Origin of the sequence: Lacrimispora indolis DSM 755 (assembly GCF_000526995.1) — a bacterium.
In the GTDB taxonomy this organism is placed as follows: Bacteria; Bacillota; Clostridia; order Lachnospirales; family Lachnospiraceae; genus Lacrimispora; species Lacrimispora indolis.
On the sequence record NZ_AZUI01000001.1, the window covers coordinates 1,001,959 to 1,019,358 of the forward strand.

A 17,400-nucleotide genomic window follows, 5' to 3' on the forward strand; every position below is an offset into this window, starting at 1 on the left:
CTAACCTCCTTCAATTATTTAACGGTCTTTCCATCTCTTCTTCTGACGATCAGCCTGTTAGAGTGTTTGTTTTTCTTTCTGGTCTTTAAGCCGAGCGCTGGTTTGCCCCATGGAGTACTTGGGCCTGGGCGTCCGATACCGGTCTTGCCTTCACCACCGCCGTGTGGATGGTCATTGGGGTTCATTACGGAACCGCGTACTGTTGGACGGAAGCCCATGTGACGCTTTCTGCCGGCTTTACCGATATTGATCAGGTTGTGATCACCGTTGCCTACAACACCGATGGTGGCTCTGCAGTTGATCGGAACCATTCTCATCTCGCCGGAGGGTAAACGAAGAGTAGCATATTTGCCTTCCTTTGCCATTAACTGAGCAGCATTTCCTGCGGAACGAACTAACTGTCCGCCTTTTCCAGGATAAAGCTCAATGTTATGAACCTGAGCACCAACCGGGATCTGGCTTAATGGTAAACAGTTGCCGACTTTTGCTTCTGCTGTCGCACCGCTCATAACCTTCATGCCATCTGTTAAACCAGCCGGAGCAAGGATATAAGCCTTTGTACCGTCTTCGTAGCAGATCAGCGCGATGTTGGCAGTTCTGTTTGGATCGTACTCGATACCGATAACAGTTGCTGCAATGCCGTCTTTGCTGTTTCTCTTAAAGTCAATGATTCTATATTTTCTCTTAACGCCGCCTCCGCGATGTCTTACCGTGATCTTACCCTGGTTATTACGGCCGGCTGTCTTATTGATCGTTTTGCTGATTAAGGACTTCTCAGGAGCTGACTTTGTGATTTCGCTGAAATCAGAACCGGTCATGTGTCTTCTGGAAGGGGTATATGGGTTATACTTTTTAATTCCCATGATATTTCTCCTTTCTTCTTTATTGCCCGTATTTCCCGGGCATAAAGGTATGCCGTGGGCGTTTCTTCTCTATTCGTCCATGCTCTTGAAACACAAAGAATCAGAAGTACTTCAACGCCGCCTGGCGTATCTCAATTATCGTGATATAATGTTCATCACATAGAAAACTGAAAAACCGTTTACGCCGGGCTTGAATAAATTCCCGCCAAGCGTTCCGATCTTACAGTCCTTCGAAGATTTCGATGTCTTTGCTGTCAGCTGTCAGCTGAACAATAGCTTTCTTTGCCTTAGAGGTCTTTCCAAAAGTCGTTCCTCTTCTTTTGGTCTTTCCTTCTAAGTTCATGGTGTTCACGCTGGCAACCTTAGCACCTGGGAACATCTTCTCAACAGCTTCTTTGATCATAGCCTTATTAGCATCTGTGTGCACTAAAAATGTGTACTTCTTGGACGCCATAGCGTTCATGCTCTTCTCAGTTACTACAGGCTTCTGGATTACGTCGTAATACTTAATATCTGCCATTATGCGTACACCTCCTCGATTGCTGCAACAGCAGTCTTGGTAGCAACAACTGTGTTGTACTTTAAGATATCGTACACGTTGATGGTGTTAGCAAAAGCAGTCTTAACAGCAGCGACGTTTCTTGCACTCAGTACTGCGTTTGTGCTGTCCTCACCCATAACAACAAGTGCCTTGGATACCTTTAAGTTATTTAAAACAGTCTGGAACTTCTTTGTCTTGATCTCATCAAACTTTAACTCATCAACAACGATGAACTTGTTATCATTCACTCTGCTTGTAAGAGCGGACTTAAGAGCAAGTCTTCTTTCCTTCTTGTTGAGTCTGATTGTGTAATCTCTTGGTGTTGGAGCAAAAACAACTCCACCGCCTGTCCACTGGGGAGATCTTGTTGAACCCTGTCTTGCATGACCGGTTCCTTTCTGCTTCCACGGTTTTCTTCCGCCGCCAGATACTTCTGCACGTGTTTTTGCTTTCTGTGTGCCCTGGCGCTTATTTGCAAGCTGGCTTACGACTGCCATGTGTACGAGATGCTCATTTACATCTACACCGAACACAGCATCGTTTAACTCTAATGTGCCAACTTCTTTACCTTCCATATTGTAAACAGATACGTTTGCCATCTGTGTGATCCTCCTTTCTTATAAAAGCATTAGTTAGATGCTTTTACTGTTTCCTTGATTGTTACTAAAGACTTCTTAGGTCCTGGTACAGCACCCTTAACCAGAATCAGGTTGTTTTCTGCATCAACCCTAACGATTTCAAGGTTCTGGATTGTTACCTTCTTATTACCCATCTGGCCAGGCATCTTTTTGCCCTTGAATACCTTGCTCGGATCAGAACATGCACCGTTGGAACCTGCATGACGATGGAACTTGGAACCGTGAGCCATAGGTCCTCTGGACTGTCCGTGTCTCTTAATAGCACCCTGGAAACCTTTACCTTTGGAGATTGCGGTTGCGTCGATCTTATCGCCTGCTGCGAAGATTTCAGCTTTGATTTCATCTTTTACAGAATACTGGTCAGCATTCTCAAGCTTAAACTCTCTTACGTATCTCTTGTAAGATACACCGGCCTTATCAAAATGGCCCTTTATTGGCTTGCTGACAAGCTTTTCTCTCTTATCAACGTAACCAACCTGTACTGCACTGTAACCATCGTTCTCTACGGTCTTAACCTGTGTTATTACACAAGGACCAGCCTGAAGAACTGTTACTGGAGTTAATACTCCGTTTTCATTGAAGATCTGTGTCATTCCGACTTTGGTAGCTAAAATACCCTTCTTCATGTTTTTACCTCCTGTTTGTTAATTCTACAGCGGATTGCTTTCGCAATCATCCTAGAACAGTCCAATATACGTGGAACACTATGACTCCATTCGGCGGCATCATGACTGAAGTCCGATTATGGAGATGTTGATTCCTTACAGGAAAAGTGTTGCTTCTATATTAAAACCCTTCAGGACATGCATGGAATATTTTCCACAATGCTTCTGATGAAGATTATTTATTCTTCATCTTGATATCGATGTACACACCTGCCGGCATTTCCAGTCTGGATAATGCATCAACAGTTTTCTGGCTTGGTGTAATGATATCAATGAGTCTCTTATGCGTTCTCTGCTCGAACTGCTCTCTGGAATCTTTGTACTTGTGAACCGCCCTTAAGATGGTCACCACTTCCTTCTTGGTTGGTAACGGCACCGGGCCGCTCACTTTAGATCCTGTCTTTTTTACAGTGTCGATGATTTTGCCTGCAGACTGATCAACTAACTGATGATCGTACGCCTTTAATGTGATTCTCATTACTTGACTTGCCATAAAAAAAGTCGCCTCCTTTTCGCACTTAGTAGAAGTACGACAAGCGGTGACTGTACACGTTCCCGTGTGTGTCCTTCAGGATCACACACTGACTTCCTGTTTCATAAAACAGAATTTTAAATTGTACAGTGACTTGTCGCCAGTTTCCTAACTTGACATTCGCTCCACGGAAAACCTGCTTATATAAGCAGCAACCTCACGTTTCACAGCTATCATGCCACAGCCTTTGTATGATATCATATTTTTTTTTACATTGCAAGCACTTTTTTCAAAAAAACGGATAATTTTATAAATGGACAGGATCTGCTGTCAGGCAGATCCTGTCCATGTAAAACGTTCTCATCTTTCCCTGTTATCCTTCTTTAGAAAGGCTGCCCTTTTTTGACCGTGTCTTACTGTAGAGTACCAGCAGGATTGTTCCGATAATCCCAGCTGAGGCAGTGTTTGTAATGGCTGCCACAATGCCTTGGGTAAATACCAGGTTCACAGGCTCTGCATAAATCACAATATCCAGCACAGGAGCCACAACCACCCATGCAATCACATTTGCAGCAAGCTGATAAATGTTGAAGCGAATCCCATCCTTTACTTCAAATTCTCCCTCTTCCACCCTCATTTTGGGATAAACCAGCCCAATAAGAAAGCAGGATACGCCGCTGGCGATCACCCAGCTCCACCATGCGGAGCCATACTGAATGGAATCCGACAATGCGTGCCCGATAAATGCAATCAGGCCTCCTGCAATGGGTCCGAACAGAGCAGCGAAAAACGCGCCGATTCCATAGGCAGTCTGAATATCTGTTTCCGGGATTCCTGTGGGAACCTTCACATACATAAACAGTAACGTGAACAAGGCCGCGCCAAGCCCGGTGGCAACAATTGTTTTAGTCTTGAACTCAAACATCTTCTTTTCCATAGCTCTTCCTCCAATGAGATCACTGTTATAGGGTTATTTTGTAAATTCTACTGTCCACTCCGCTCCGTATCCCAGATGGTATTCACTGCAAAAATCCCCCTGACTGACAGCAACCGCCACCTTCATCAATTCATTGTTGTAAATCATGGGATCCCCCTTTTTGGCAAATCCAAAGCTCTGATGGAACAGCACTTTCTGTTCAAATACAATCTTATCTTTATATTTTATCACAAGGTTCACAAAATCTCCATACTCAAATCCAGCTTCTTTAAAATCCTTTAAGGGAATGTTTGTCCACAGGTTTCCGAAGTTGGGATCATTGATTTCAAAAATTCCTTCCACCTTACCAGGCGTTACTGTTGGCTCTAAAATAGGATGCTCCACGATTTCCTCTACCGGGTATTCCGGACCCACCCCTTCAAAATCAATGATTCCGCTGGCCAGGCGCGCTGCTGTATAGCCAAATAAATCTCTCCCATGGAAAATAGCAACACCCTCTGTTCCTTTTCCACGCAGCCTGTTGACGGATTCATCTATTTCACGCACCGATTCAATCCCGATCTTTCTCTTCACATGAGTCAGGGAGCCATTGTCCGGTGATACAATATAATAGCCATCCACCGTTTTTGCCACGCAGGGACGTCTGCCGGTTCCCACTCCGGGATCCACAACGGATACATAGATGGTTCCCTCAGGCCAGAACTGCAGGCTCTGGTATAAGCGGTAGCTGGCGCTCCATGTATCATACTGGGGAAGTTCATGGGTTCCGTCCATGATTTCCAGCTCCCTGTCCACACATTTTACAACTCCGTACATGGAGCTGACAGCGCCCTCCTTATAAGTAAAGTCTGTCTGAAATACTAAAATTGGTTTCATGATCATTGATTCCTTTCTCTTATTTTATATTTTTTCTACAGGCCATTTTTGTCCGTCTTCTGCATTCATATGGGAACCCAGCCCCTTCACTGCCGGGATTATACAAATGGATTATAAAATCTGGAAGCATTTACAAAGAATGTCATGGACAGTGATCCTGCCAGGATAAGTATGCCAAAGACAATCGCACCCCAGTCTCCCTTTCCCAGGGGCTTTGCCACATACCAGGTCCTTTTCTTATGCTTTCCGAAGCCTCTCAAATCCATTGCATTACTGATTAACTCAATCCTGTCCAATGTGGAAAATATCAGGGGAACGCAGATATTCATCACATTTTTTATGCGGGTGCCCAGCTTTTCCTTGCCGGACATATCCAATCCTCTGCTCTGCTGTGCCAGGGCAATATCCTGGTAATCCCGGATCATATCAGGAAAATACCTGAGTGTCAGGGAAAGTGCATATGCCCCTTTGTAATTACAGCCCGCCCGGTTTATGGAAGCTGCAAACTCACTGGGATTGGTGGTCAGCAGAAAAATCATTCCCAAAGGCACTACTGATGCGTATTTTACAGTCTTTGTCACCTGATAGAGCAATTGTTCCGATGTCACCGTATAACGCCTGCTGAACCGGAACAACTCATGGCTTGTTCCGTAGATCTGGGTGCCATGCTGGGGGCTGAATAAATAGGTCAAAATAAAATTTATCAGTAAAAAAACGGCCACATAGATGGTCATCACCTTGATCTGCTTAAACTGCAATTGGGACAGTCTGAAAAAAATCACAGACAGCACCATAACAAACAGGATGTACCTGATGTCGTAGGAAAACATAACGGAAAACGTCATACAGATAAAACAGATCAATTTTGTCAGTCCTGACAGATTATAAATGAAATTATCCCTGTCAATATAGTCAAACAGCTTTGCCTTCATGAACGGTGCGCCCCCCTTTCATAATTGATGAAATTCTGCACAAACGCAGTCGGGTCCGGAATTTCAGCCTTTATCGCCAGATCATATAAGGATGTGATCTTTAGATTGGCCCGGGCGGCAATATCTTCATCCGTAAGAATGTAAGCCGCACTGGCATCTCCGATTTTCTTTCCCTGGGAAAGCACAATAGCATGGGGAGTGTATTCCAGCATCAAATGCATATCATGGGTGATCAGCAGGATGGTCACTCCCAGCTGGTTTAAGCTCTTTAAAAATTCCATAATTTCCGTATAATGGCGGTAATCCTGTCCTGCTGTCGGCTCATCTAAAATCAGTATCTGAGGCTCCAGCACCAGCATGGATGCAATTGTCACACGCTTTTTCTGTCCAAAGCTCAAGGCAGACACCGGCCATTTCTTAAACGGGGCAAGACCACATATTTTCAGCGCTTTATGTACCCTCTGCTCTATTTCCTCCTCCGGGACCTTGCGGATACGCAACCCTAAGGCCACCTCATCATAAATCATGGGCTTGCAGATCATCTGATTGGGATTTTGCATTACAAATCCTATTTTCTGTGAGCGTTCCTTAATGGTCTGGCCTTTCAAATCCTCTCCGCAGTACAGGAGCCTTCCTTCATCCTCTGTGACAAATCCGCAGATAACCTTTGCAAGGGTGCTTTTTCCGGCACCATTGGTCCCAACAATGCTGACCATCTCGCCCTCCCGGATCTTAAAATTGATATCCTGCAGAATTTTCCGCTTCCTTGTATACTGGAAGCTTAAATGTTTCGCTTCCAGTATGATCCGGCGCTCCTTTTCACCAGGCACCTCCCTTTGTTCCCGGTTCCACTTCTGCAAAGGCTCCTTCACCTGGGAGATATCCAGGGTATGGATGCGTCCGGCGCGCATCTGGGGAGTCACTTTAATGTCTGCATATTTCATTGCAGTGACATAAAGGGGTTCCCGGATTCCAAGCTTTGGAAGAATGTGGGCCGCCATCAGCTCATCAGGAGTCATATCCGCCACAATCCGGCCTTCATTGACTACAATCATGCGGTCTATTTCCCGGTAAAGCACGTCTTCCAGCCGGTGCTCTATGATAATAACGGTTTTCTTCGATTCCTTCCATACCCGGTCAATCAAATCAATGGCTGTTTTTCCCGTAGCAGGATCCAGATTGGCAAGAGGCTCATCAAACAGCAGAATGTCCACGTTGTCTACCATCACTCCGGCAAACGAAACTCTCTGCTTCTGTCCCCCGGACAATTCAAAGGGAGAGGATTTCAGCAGCTTTCCCATGTCCACAATGTCAGCTGCCTTCTGGACCGTTTCCTTCATTTGCGAAAGGGGAACACAGTCATTTTCCAGGGCAAATGCAATGTCTTCCCCCACTGTCAGACCGATAAACTGACCGTCCGCATCCTGCAGCACAGTCCCTACCCTTTTGGACAACTCAAAAATATTCATTTCCCGTGTGTCTTTTCCGCTGATTTTCAGACTCCCCTGTATCTCTCCTTTATAAGAAAATGGGATCAGACCATTTAAGCAGTTTCCAATCGTACTTTTCCCGCTGCCGCTGGAACCGACTATCAGGACCTTTTCTCCTTCATATATTTTTAAATTAATATCATGAAGTGTAGGCTCTGCCTGGCTGAAATATTGAAACTGAAAGTGCTCAAATTCTATAACCGGCGTTTTCTCTGTCTGACTCATAGACTCCCCCTCCTTTATAGTCGGCATTGTATCTGATATTTTCCCAAACGGAAATAATATTTGATTCTGCCAATGGCCCGGTTTCCTTCATCATACAGCAATTGCTCAATATGGAGAAGCGGAGCTTTCGGCTTTACTCCCAGATAGGGAATCACCTGTTCGTCTGCCTCGATCACCTGGATGTTCACCTGGGCATTTTCTGCCTTTCTATAAATATCCTGATCCATGAACTCAAGCAATGCTTCTTCCGAATCAAGGTCTATCTGCCATTTAGTCAATATATCTACCGGTATTTGCAGGAAACTCTGGCCTATGGGGCCGTTTTCACTTTCATATACATTATTGCTTGCCAATACATCCTCAGCTTCGGAAAGCCCCAGTTTTTCACGGGCAATCCGGGTGGGAGGCCCGAAATTATAATCCATGGTGATATGAACGATATCCTCCAATGCGTCTTCTGAAAGGAAATTATAAATCTTCCTTTTACGCCTCTTTTCCTTATCATAGGACACATATGTGCCCTTTCCCTGATGCTTATGGATATAACCATCCTGAGTCAGGATTGCAAGGGCCTGCCTCAGTGTGTTGCGGCTGATGCGGTATTTTTCCGAAAGCACCGTCTCTGAGGGAAGCCTGCTTCCTTTTTCGTAAACCCCGGACACGATATCGCTGTATATCTGGTTATAGGCAGGAATATAGGAGGGGAGCCTGCCCCTTGCCCCTGAATTTTCTTCTGCCGTCAGTGTCGCCCATTCTCCCATGTATCTGAATCCGATCCGGTAATAAAGGTTATGCTCCTCTCCCCTGCTGCAAAACAGACAGGGAAGCTTGCCCTTAGCAAGTATTTGCCTGCACAGTGCGCTCACCACCTGGCTCGCCAGCTTCTTCCCTCTTGCCGCAGACTCCACTGCCACCCCGCCGATCATAGTGGTCTCCTCGCATTCTGCAGTACTGTTTGCATGGGCAATGATCCTTCCGTTTTCCCGGATCAGGTAATGGATTCCGCAGTTCCTGCGAATCCGGTCTTCAATCATCTGCTTTGATGCATAAAGGCTTCTCATCTCAGGAATGCTCTGGAGAAATGCAAATATATCATCCACATCTTCCCCTGAAGCCTGCTGGATTCCGGTATTTTCCTCCATCAGGCTGCCTGGATCACAGAGTAAATACAGCCCTCTTGCTTCCAGCCTGTGATCGGACAAAATCCGCTGCACCGCTTTTACATCCTTTATCTTTCCCATGACCACATCCGGTATGTACTCCGAAAGCAGCTGTTTTAAAAAGGAAATATTAATATTCCCATTCTTGCTGTAAAGGAGAAGGTTCTGGTAAAAACAAAGATAAACTCCCTGGCACTCTTCCTCCTCAATATCCATATAAACTGTCTGAAATTTTTCGTCAAACCCAAAGTCCACTATATCTGCCAGCATAAACGTATTGTAGACAGGCTCCTGCTTCAGATAGGCAAGCAAGGCAGGGCGGTCCTGCGACCCGCATTCTTTCACCATAAAGTGCCCCTCCTTTGACATGATCTATTTCAATCCTCATCCTGCATTCACATACAAACACAGAATGGACCGGCAGCTGCACTGCCGTCAACCTTGTTTTGGCGGTTTCTCTGACGCCTGCAGAGGTTGAAAACATCTTCGCTGATTTTATTAAAAAAAAATGCAGAGCAAATATTCACGTGATTGTGAAGATTCGTTCTGCTTGTCCTTGTCAAAAACCAGCTTGTTGAACAAGCTGGTTTCAGTATAATCTATGCATTTTTAATTGTCAAGCCGGAATATCAGTCATCGTAAATTATCCGGGGAGCCTTTCTTATTGTAATTCTCCAGTTTGTTCCTGTTCCAATATTATATGCCCTTGAGAAATTCCCCTGGTTAATCGCCACTGCCATGCAGTCCAGGCTGTTCACATATACCAGTGGTTCTCCCACATATACATCGGCAAAGCTTTTAGCGTAAACCAAAATGTTTTTATATAAGGTACGGGTCTCATTTTCAATGCTGATTTCCACCCTTCCGCCGTGGCTTACTCCCAGGCTTTTAAAAAGCGCTCTCGGAATATTTGTCCATAGGCTTCCAAACCTCACATCCAGCACATCAATGGTTCCGCTTACCTTTTCTCCATCATAGACAGCCTCCACAACCGGCAGCTCAATGACGCTTTCCGTGGGAACCTCCGGCCCTACTTCCTCAAAAGTGATGATCCCTGCTGCCAGCCTTGCTCCTGTATAAGCGTAAATATCCCGTCCATGAAAGGTATAGCTTTCACCTGAATTGGGGAGACGGTTGACACTCTCATCAATGACCCGAGCGCTTTCCAAGCCGGTAATCCTCTTTACATGGGTCAGGGTTCCGTTATCCGGGGAAACTATGTATTGCCCGTTCTTTGTCCGCACCACGATACTGCGCCTGGTAGAACCTACCCCCGGATCAACCACACTGACAAAAACTGAACCCTCTGACCAGTAGCCCACAGTCTGAATCAGCCGGTAGGAGGCTTCCCAGATATCATACTGGGGAATCTCATGAGTCAGATCTGAAATATTCAAATCTCCTGATACGCCGTAAGCAACTCCGTACATGGCGCTGACCGCGCCGTCTGCCATTCCAAAATCCGACTGTAAAATAAGTGGTTTCTTCATGATTTATCTTTCCTTTTGGCTAAGGGTTTTCGAGAATGCCCTTGCAAGGTCAGTATAAAAGTTTTTTATTTCTCTGTCAAGATTTCCAAACTGATTTCACTTTCAGTATCATCAATTTAGGATGCTGACAGCATCTTACTGAAAAAACAGCAGAACGTAAAATACGTTCTGCTGCTAAATATGATCCCTGATTTTCTTATTCCCAGACCGGTTCCGTAGGGGTTCTGCCTTCTCCGCTTGGCGTTTCATCATCCACCTTTAATAAATTTCCGTTGCTTCCGGTCTTATATTTCACTCCTTCGGAATTTTTTACCGTTGTGCTTTTTGCCACCTTGCCGGAAGTGTTCACCACATAAGTGGTGGTAGTGCTTCCCGTAGGAATGGCAATGGCTTCATACTTGGTTCCTTCATCTGCACATTGAAGCTTGCCCATATAATATAAGGAACCGTCTTTGACTCCGGTATAGCCCCGGCCGCTGTCACTGAAATAATAGGTGGCATCACTGCCATCCCCTTCGATCACCTTAACCTTGCCCTTTTGCATGGTGCTGGTCTTCTTATCTCCGAAATAGAAGGCAGTATACTCTGAAGTGCTTCCAATGTTCACCTTCTGCAGTCCATATACAGGATTGCCCAGGCTATTAAACAAATAAGTCTTGTCGTTTATCTTGGTTAAATTCTGGGTGCTGGCCTCTCCCTCCTTTGGTCCGGTCTTTGGAACCCCGGAATTGGAAAAATAAAACCACTCCACACTCTCTTCATAGCCGGACAAATCCTCGGGCGGTTCCACGGAATACCAGCCCACTCTCAGCTTTCCGTTGCTGTCATAATATTTATAATTCTGGATGTCATATTCGGCATTATCAATTCCTACGTTCTTCCAGCCGGTTTGAAGCGCTCCATCGGAATCAAAGCAGTAAGCAACTCCGTCTATCTTATAGGTTGCATAATCGCCGGACATATCCTTTGGAACATACTTTTTGCCGCTGTCATTAAAATAGTACCAGAATTTTCCGTCATCATTATCCCCGGGAGTGACACGGTCCCCGTCGTAATCACTGTTCGGTGAAAAAAGCTTCTGCCAGCCGGTGCGCATGGCTCCGTCGGTTCCGCAATAATACATATCATCAAGGACCCAGCCGGTCTGCATCTCACCGTTTGGATCGAAGTAATACCACTTATTATTGATCTTGGACCAGTTATCCATAATCGCTTTTCCGCTGCTTCCGAAATAATACCATTTGTAAAGGGAACTGCCTGAATCCTGGAATTTCATCCACTTATCCGTGACCAGAATCCCGTTGGAGTCCATATAGTAGGTATTTTCCACCCAGGTGTTTACAGCCATCTCGCCATTGGTGTTTAAATAACGCCACAGGTTGTCCGCGCCCTTTTTCCAGGTGTTTGTCACCTTACTCCCGCTTGAATCATAATAAACCCAGGTGCTTCCTGACTGAGCCCAACCTTCCGCAGCCCAGGCATCCATAGATGCAGCACCAATCGCCAGCATGGCGGTAACAGCCAGCATGATGAGACCTTTTCTTTTCATATCTTCACTCCTTACAGGGATTTCCTTTTCTGTTAATATTTATTTTAACAATTAATCTTAGATTATTCAACTGTTTTAATCTTTCAATTCTATTACGAAATTATTTCTCCCCTTGTTCTGCCCTACTTCTCTTATCACTTTGGCTTTTATCTGGTCCGAAATTTTTCTATATCATGGTTTCATCCTTCGAAAGCACAGCTCATCTTCTTTCCATCAACTGTGAACTCTGGTTAAGGTAAAAAATAAGGCAGGTCCGGTAAAACCAGACCTTGCCTTAAACTTCATATAAATATAGAAAAAAGAGCATTACTTTTCCACTAATTACAGCGATTGTTCCAGCCCCAGTTGCCGCAGCATCTGTTGCACCGGTTGCATCGGTTGCAGCAGCCCCAATTACAGCCGTTATTACAGCCCCAATTACAGCCATTGTTCCATCCACAGTTGCAGCTGTTATTACAGCCCCAGTTGCCGCAGCCGTTATTGATTCCCCAGCTGCACCAGCGGTTACAGCCGCAGTTACCGACGGTAAAGCCTATATTAAAACAGCACATAAATTTACACCTCATTTTTCAATTTATACTATATTATATAGAACATATAGACAAGGCGTGATTGAGGGGCTTTTCTCATGACTCTGCCTGTACTTGACGCTCTTAATTCTATCCAGTATAATCAAGGAAGTTCAATTTACCTTTGGTTCATTGAACGGCTAATTTACTGCTTTCAGCCTGCTCTTAGCTTGCCTTTGATCAGTAAATCACGCTATGGAATCATTTGATGAAACTACTATTTATTAATTATGGAAAGGGCGGCACCGATTATGTGGATTGCAGACAGCTGGAAAGATTATGAAGTGATAGATTGTTCAGAAGGAGAAAAGCTGGAACGTTGGGGGAAATATCTCCTCGTACGCCCTGATCCACAGGTGATCTGGTCCACTCCCAGGACGGAGAAAGGCTGGAAAAAGATGAACGGCCACTATCACCGCAGCGCCAAGGGCGGCGGGGAGTGGGAGTTTTTTGACCTTCCGGAACAGTGGACCATCAGCTATAAGGATCTGACCTTCCAGTTAAAGCCCTTCAGCTTTAAGCATACAGGGCTCTTTCCGGAACAGGCTGCAAACTGGGACTGGTTCAGTGAAAAAATTAAACAGGCCGGACGGCCTGTAAAGGTGCTTAATTTATTTGCCTACACAGGAGGCGCCACCCTGGCGGCTGCAAAGGCAGGAGCCTCTGTCACCCACGTGGATGCGTCCAAGGGAATGGTTGGCTGGGCCAAGGAAAATGCCCGTTCCTCCAATCTGGAGTCCGCTTCCATCCGCTGGATCGTGGATGACTGCGCAAAATTCGTAGAAAGAGAGATCAGAAGAGGGAATCATTACGATGGGATCATCATGGATCCTCCCTCCTATGGAAGAGGGCCAAAGGGAGAAATCTGGAAAATTGAAGACTCCATTTATCCCTTTGTAAAGCTTTGCTCCCAGCTTCTGTCCGACCAGCCTCTCTTCTTCTTAATCAACTCCTATACCACAGGGCTGGCACCTTCTGTACTTTCCTATATGATTTCCACCGAAATCGGCGGGAAATTCGGAGGCACCGTACAATCTGAAGAAGTGGGACTTCCTGTTACCCGGACCGGACTGGTTCTTCCCTGCGGGGCCTCAGGCAGATGGTGGGCTTAAGAGGGCTCACCGGCCTCCGTTAAGAAGATTCCACAAAACAGGAAGGTAACGGCGTAAAAAAAGGCCTGCCCAGTAACTGAATATCACGCACAATACCGGCATAAGCAGGAAAAACCCAAGGGGCAGCGCCGGAAATGCAGGGAGCAGAAATGCTCCCGTTTTATTTATCAGACGCACCATGGCAAAATGAACGGCATAGAGAAAGAAATTCTGCTTCATCCAATCCTTCGCCTCTCCCAAAAGACCTTCCGGAACCAGGAGCCATAAGCCTACCGGAATAAAGAGGCGGAAGATTACAGTTGTCGCGGCAACCTCACCCTTAATGCTTCCGGGAAGGTCTAAGTCCTTTATGAGAAGTCCGGCAGCTAAAATGGCGAGCCCTGCCAGAAGGCTTTTCCGGTTCCAGGTCTGTTCGGCAAGCTCTCTCTCCACAACTGCGGCAAAGGCGCCAAAGCTGTAATAAAAAAGGGCATCCAGATTCACAAGAGGCAAAGCGCCGCCGCTGTAAATTGCAGCCAGTATTCCGGTCAGAAGCATAACTCCTGTCAGCCTCCTCCTGATAATAAGGTAAATCACCGGTGCCAGAAGAATCAAAACAATCAGCTGGTTTAAATACCAGAACACATAGTTATACGTATAATGAAGGACAGCGTCTGCTGCTACCGTAAAGCGGAAGGGGATCCTTCCCTTTCCGATAATTCCGGACATTGCAGGCAAACGGCTCCCTATGACATAGCCCAAGTAATACAAAAGGTTCCATACGATATAGGGAACCAGCACACTCCTGATCCTGGAATTCCATTTGATCCAAAGGCGGTCCAAAGTAAAATTCCTGAAGAAAAGGTAGGAGGATATAAGAAAAAATCCAGGTACGGCGATCTGAGCCACCTGGTCTCCCAAAAAACGTTCCAGAGCATCAACTTCATAAGCAATCCTGGTCTTACCCAGGAAAAGAACTGCATTGTAGGAATGGACCCATATGACCAGAACGCTGAAAAAGAATGTAAACCAGTTAATCTTATTGCGGAATCTCTTTTCCTCCACAGGCCCCTCCTTTCCCGCTTTTCCCATCAAAGGCAAAACGATATATAGAATTATATTATCATTTGACGTACAAAATGGCAACTACTGAGAAAGAGACTTTATTTCCCACATCCTCTGGAAATCTTCGGGAAACTCTGATAAGGAATCAGAACGGCGTGAAGAGCCGTTTTTAATTCTTGCAGAGTAGATTTCCAGACTTCTTTCAGACTATTTTCAGTAAATAGTGATATTCTTTCCTTATATAATAATACATCATTGGCCAAGCGGATATTCGCAATCCGCTTCGCTATTTGTTCACGGCGTGCCCCGCTTTATCGGGCATAACCGAATAGCAGCTATCGCTGCTTGTCAGGCGGAGCTTGTACTACACCTGATCGGAGTAAGTCCCCTCCCCAAACTTAATACATTTTGCATTTGAAGTGAGGGACTTACTTGATTCGGTTAAATTGTTTTTTCAGATAACGAAAGGCTTCCGGCTCCTGATGGATCATGATAATTCTATTTTATCGCGGGTGAAGAGAGCATTTATATAAAAATGTGAGAGCGCCAGTAAAACCAGGGGAGTCCGGTATTTAACAAATGCCCGTTATAAAATTACATAAGGAGGAAAGAATCATGGGAATCTCAGGAATTTCAAATCCTTCATCCTATGAAGAATGGCAGCTCCTTCAGGCCCAGAAGGAAAAAGCACAGGCAGCCTCTGCAAAAACCGGCGCAGCAGAAGCCGCACAGATTGAGGCAATCGGAAATGAAAGCAGTGGCCAGACCCAGGAAACCCGTACCGTAACCTCGGCTCCCGTGGATACCATTGAAATCAGCAGTGAAGGCAGAGCATTCCAGGAAAGCCAGGCAGTAACCGGGAACAAACCTGCGCCCTCTGCAAAACCCGCTTCCCAGACAGAAGAATCAGAAAGCGGAGACAGCAGCAAAGATCTCTCCACTCTGACCGAGGACGAGATCCAGAAGCTGGTAGATGCCGGGACCATCACACAGGCCGAAGCCAATGCGGAACTTGCCAGAAGAGAGGCAGATAAAGCCCCAGAAACAGAGATGGAAAAGAATCCACTGGAATCAGTTGAATAACATCAGACAATGCCCGGCTCCGGCCGGGCATTTCTCATATAAAAATATTAAAATAATTTTCACATATTTTTCAAGCTTACAGCGTAAGGTTATGGTATAATGCTTAAACGAAGCACCAAATCCGGCGCTGCCCCAAAACACAGAATGAGACAAACTCCTGCTGCTCTGGCCGGGATTCTTTACAATGTATTATAATTTAAAAAGGAAAAGGAGTGTTAATAGTAACCGTATTAATGTGCAGGGCTGGTCAGTAAGCCGGCACTTTGATATAATAGGAACAATTTCAACGATTGTTTCACATATAAGGAGATAGAAATTATGAAAAAAACAATTTGCGCTGCCTGTCTGATCCTCGCTCTTCTTTTTACAGGCCTGCCCTATTTTAACAGTCCCTCTTCCGGGATAGGCCCTGAAAAGACCTTCGACAGCCCGCTTTTAGCATATTCTTCCCAGAGTGGACAAGAACTGCATGCTCTGGCCCTTGGCCCCGGCCTGATAAACCTATCCCCCTCGGATGAATTTTCCACCTATCAGTGGGGATTGAAAAATGACGGGGAATTCCGCCTTGTTGAGCTGAAATCCAAATTTCAAGCAATTGATAACATTTACGATGGACGGAAATCAGGCAGCGGTGCTTCCACCCCTGGCCCCGGAGATTTTGAATCCACAGTAATCGGAGCTTCCACCGGAGTTGACATCAACATACAGCCTGCATGGAAGCTTTACGACCAGGCAGTGAACAAGCGATCCGTCATTGTGGCCATCATTGATACGGGCATTGACATCAATCACCTTGAGCTTAAAAATGCCATCTGGACCAATCCAGGTGAAATCGATGGAGATGGAATTGATAACGACGGCAACGGATACATAGATGATGTGCACGGCTGGAACTTTTATTCCGGAAATAACCAGGTCTTTTCCGGCAGTGAGGATACTCATGGAACCCATGCAGCGGGAACCATCGGTGCTGTCCGCGGTTCCTACGGCATTGCCGGTATCACGGATAATAATTATGTGAAGATCATGCCTCTAAAAGCCCTTGGCGGCGAAAAGGGTGTCGGCTCCCCGGAAACGGTGATCCAGGCAATCCATTATGCCGAAGCACACGGCGCTTCCATCTGCAATTTAAGCATGGGTACCACCGCCTACAGCGAAGAACTGGCACAGACTATTAAAAATTCCAGCATGTTATTTGTGGTTTCCTGCGGAAACGGTGGAATCTCCGGACTTGGATATGATACAGACATTTACCCTGTTTATCCGGCTTCCCTTCCTTATGATAACGTGATCTCCGTTGCAAACCTCTTATTTGACGGAAGCTTAAGCAAGGATTCCAACTATGGTGCCAACAGCGTTGACATAGCCGCCCCCGGCAGCTATATCTTAAGCACGGTTCCCGGAGATGCCTATGGCTTTATGAGCGGAACTTCCATGGCAGCGCCCATGGTAACAGGTGTGGCCGCCATGCTCTATTCTTACCGGCCGGATATTTCCCTGTCTGATGTAAAAAATATTCTTTTAAATTCCAGCAGAAAACTGGATACCCTTACAGGAAAGATGGTAAGCGGAGGCCTGTTGGATGCCTACGGGGCCCTGTCCTGGCAGTAAATTAGGCAATGCAGCTGCGGCGAAGTATACAAATTACAACAATATGTTGATAAAACTAAAATAGCCATATATCTAAGGGATCAACATGCATCGGATCGTTTATTTTACACCAATTGATAATAGCTATTAATATATAAAAGGTC

17 protein-coding genes are annotated in these 17,400 nt (G+C 45.6%); 3 read left to right on the top strand and 14 right to left on the bottom strand.

Features of this window, described 5'->3' with window-relative positions; all coding sequences use genetic code 11:
• Positions 1 to 14: 14 nt before the first annotated feature.
• From rplB to K401_RS32735, 13 genes are all read right to left on the bottom strand, one after another.
• On the bottom strand, positions 15 to 863 hold the full coding sequence (rplB, locus tag K401_RS0104870) for a 50S ribosomal protein L2 (protein WP_024291906.1): 849 nt from the start codon (positions 861 to 863) through the stop codon (positions 15 to 17).
• Between the two features lie 220 nt (positions 864 to 1,083).
• Positions 1,084 to 1,383: a 50S ribosomal protein L23 gene (rplW, locus tag K401_RS0104875; RefSeq protein ID WP_024291907.1), complete on the bottom strand. Its 300-nt coding sequence runs from the start codon at positions 1,381 to 1,383 to the stop codon at positions 1,084 to 1,086.
• A complete protein-coding gene (gene rplD / locus K401_RS0104880) occupies positions 1,383 to 2,003 on the bottom strand; it encodes a 50S ribosomal protein L4 (RefSeq protein WP_024291908.1) in 621 nt (206 codons plus the stop codon). Before rplD ends, rplW begins: the two co-directional genes overlap by 1 nt.
• Before the next feature lie 29 nt (positions 2,004 to 2,032).
• The gene (rplC, locus tag K401_RS0104885; RefSeq protein ID WP_024291909.1) at positions 2,033 to 2,668 is read right to left on the bottom strand and encodes a 50S ribosomal protein L3; all 636 of its coding nucleotides are present in this window, start codon (positions 2,666 to 2,668) and stop codon (positions 2,033 to 2,035) included.
• Positions 2,669 to 2,882: 214 nt separating this feature from the next.
• Positions 2,883 to 3,200 carry a 30S ribosomal protein S10 gene (rpsJ, locus tag K401_RS0104890; RefSeq protein ID WP_013274341.1) on the bottom strand — a complete coding sequence of 106 codons (318 nt, stop codon included), beginning with the start codon at positions 3,198 to 3,200 and terminating at the stop codon, positions 2,883 to 2,885.
• Positions 3,201 to 3,552: 352 nt separating this feature from the next.
• Positions 3,553 to 4,116 carry an ECF-type riboflavin transporter substrate-binding protein gene (locus tag K401_RS0104895; protein WP_024291910.1) on the bottom strand — a complete coding sequence of 188 codons (564 nt, stop codon included), beginning with the start codon at positions 4,114 to 4,116 and terminating at the stop codon, positions 3,553 to 3,555.
• 33 nt (positions 4,117 to 4,149) lie between these two features.
• Positions 4,150 to 4,992 carry an SAM hydrolase/SAM-dependent halogenase family protein gene (locus K401_RS0104900; protein WP_024291911.1) on the bottom strand — a complete coding sequence of 281 codons (843 nt, stop codon included), beginning with the start codon at positions 4,990 to 4,992 and terminating at the stop codon, positions 4,150 to 4,152.
• Between the two features lie 98 nt (positions 4,993 to 5,090).
• Positions 5,091 to 5,924 (bottom strand): energy-coupling factor transporter transmembrane component T family protein, encoded by an 834-nt coding sequence (locus K401_RS0104905; protein WP_024291912.1) that lies wholly within the window; start codon positions 5,922 to 5,924, stop codon positions 5,091 to 5,093.
• A complete protein-coding gene (locus K401_RS0104910; protein WP_024291913.1) occupies positions 5,921 to 7,639 on the bottom strand; it encodes an ABC transporter ATP-binding protein in 1,719 nt (572 codons plus the stop codon). Before K401_RS0104910 ends, K401_RS0104905 begins: the two co-directional genes overlap by 4 nt.
• Before the next feature lie 14 nt (positions 7,640 to 7,653).
• The gene (locus K401_RS0104915; RefSeq protein WP_024291914.1) at positions 7,654 to 9,147 is read right to left on the bottom strand and encodes a GNAT family N-acetyltransferase; all 1,494 of its coding nucleotides are present in this window, start codon (positions 9,145 to 9,147) and stop codon (positions 7,654 to 7,656) included.
• Between the two features lie 281 nt (positions 9,148 to 9,428).
• Positions 9,429 to 10,289 (bottom strand): SAM hydrolase/SAM-dependent halogenase family protein, encoded by an 861-nt coding sequence (locus tag K401_RS0104920; protein ID WP_024291915.1) that lies wholly within the window; start codon positions 10,287 to 10,289, stop codon positions 9,429 to 9,431.
• A 196-nt stretch (positions 10,290 to 10,485) separates the two neighbouring features.
• On the bottom strand, positions 10,486 to 11,838 hold the full coding sequence (locus K401_RS0104925) for a PspC-like choline-binding domain-containing protein (RefSeq protein ID WP_024291916.1): 1,353 nt from the start codon (positions 11,836 to 11,838) through the stop codon (positions 10,486 to 10,488).
• A gap of 274 nt (positions 11,839 to 12,112) precedes the next feature.
• Positions 12,113 to 12,265 carry a hypothetical protein gene (locus tag K401_RS32735; RefSeq protein ID WP_156945248.1) on the bottom strand — a complete coding sequence of 51 codons (153 nt, stop codon included), beginning with the start codon at positions 12,263 to 12,265 and terminating at the stop codon, positions 12,113 to 12,115.
• Positions 12,266 to 12,658: 393 nt separating this feature from the next.
• On the opposite strand from K401_RS32735, the gene K401_RS0104935 reads away from it, so the two are divergent.
• On the top strand, positions 12,659 to 13,519 hold the full coding sequence (locus K401_RS0104935) for a class I SAM-dependent methyltransferase (protein ID WP_024291917.1): 861 nt from the start codon (positions 12,659 to 12,661) through the stop codon (positions 13,517 to 13,519).
• Between the two features lie 6 nt (positions 13,520 to 13,525).
• Here K401_RS0104935 and K401_RS0104940 read toward each other — a convergent pair whose 3' ends face one another.
• Positions 13,526 to 14,563: an acyltransferase family protein gene (locus K401_RS0104940; RefSeq protein ID WP_024291918.1), complete on the bottom strand. Its 1,038-nt coding sequence runs from the start codon at positions 14,561 to 14,563 to the stop codon at positions 13,526 to 13,528.
• 615 nt (positions 14,564 to 15,178) lie between these two features.
• Here K401_RS0104940 and K401_RS0104945 point away from each other — a divergent pair.
• Complete coding sequence (locus tag K401_RS0104945) at positions 15,179 to 15,646, top strand: hypothetical protein (protein ID WP_024291919.1); 468 nt, start codon at positions 15,179 to 15,181, stop codon at positions 15,644 to 15,646.
• Positions 15,647 to 15,964: 318 nt separating this feature from the next.
• Positions 15,965 to 17,257 (top strand): S8 family peptidase, encoded by a 1,293-nt coding sequence (locus K401_RS0104955; protein ID WP_024291920.1) that lies wholly within the window; start codon positions 15,965 to 15,967, stop codon positions 17,255 to 17,257.
• Positions 17,258 to 17,400: the final 143 nt, after the last annotated feature.

Bases quoted from the DNA above. Each gene is read 5' to 3' on its own strand.
- K401_RS32735 (WP_156945248.1), bottom strand. From the start codon at position 12,265: ATGGCTGTAATTGGGGCTGTAATAACGGCTGTAATTGGGGCTGCTGCA.
- K401_RS0104945 (WP_024291919.1), top strand. From the start codon at position 15,179: ATGGGAATCTCAGGAATTTCAAATCCTTCATCCTATGAAGAATGGCAG.
- K401_RS0104895 (WP_024291910.1), bottom strand. From the start codon at position 4,116: ATGGAAAAGAAGATGTTTGAGTTCAAGACTAAAACAATTGTTGCCACC.
- rplC (WP_024291909.1), bottom strand. From the start codon at position 2,668: ATGAAGAAGGGTATTTTAGCTACCAAAGTCGGAATGACACAGATCTTC.
- K401_RS0104955 (WP_024291920.1), top strand. From the start codon at position 15,965: ATGAAAAAAACAATTTGCGCTGCCTGTCTGATCCTCGCTCTTCTTTTT.
- K401_RS0104905 (WP_024291912.1), bottom strand. From the start codon at position 5,924: ATGAAGGCAAAGCTGTTTGACTATATTGACAGGGATAATTTCATTTAT.
- rplB (WP_024291906.1), bottom strand. From the start codon at position 863: ATGGGAATTAAAAAGTATAACCCATATACCCCTTCCAGAAGACACATG.
- K401_RS0104920 (WP_024291915.1), bottom strand. From the start codon at position 10,289: ATGAAGAAACCACTTATTTTACAGTCGGATTTTGGAATGGCAGACGGC.
- K401_RS0104900 (WP_024291911.1), bottom strand. From the start codon at position 4,992: ATGAAACCAATTTTAGTATTTCAGACAGACTTTACTTATAAGGAGGGC.
- K401_RS0104925 (WP_024291916.1), bottom strand. From the start codon at position 11,838: ATGAAAAGAAAAGGTCTCATCATGCTGGCTGTTACCGCCATGCTGGCG.
- rpsJ (WP_013274341.1), bottom strand. From the start codon at position 3,200: ATGGCAAGTCAAGTAATGAGAATCACATTAAAGGCGTACGATCATCAG.
- K401_RS0104915 (WP_024291914.1), bottom strand. From the start codon at position 9,147: ATGGTGAAAGAATGCGGGTCGCAGGACCGCCCTGCCTTGCTTGCCTAT.
- K401_RS0104910 (WP_024291913.1), bottom strand. From the start codon at position 7,639: ATGAGTCAGACAGAGAAAACGCCGGTTATAGAATTTGAGCACTTTCAG.
- rplW (WP_024291907.1), bottom strand. From the start codon at position 1,383: ATGGCAGATATTAAGTATTACGACGTAATCCAGAAGCCTGTAGTAACT.
- rplD (WP_024291908.1), bottom strand. From the start codon at position 2,003: ATGGCAAACGTATCTGTTTACAATATGGAAGGTAAAGAAGTTGGCACA.
- K401_RS0104935 (WP_024291917.1), top strand. From the start codon at position 12,659: ATGTGGATTGCAGACAGCTGGAAAGATTATGAAGTGATAGATTGTTCA.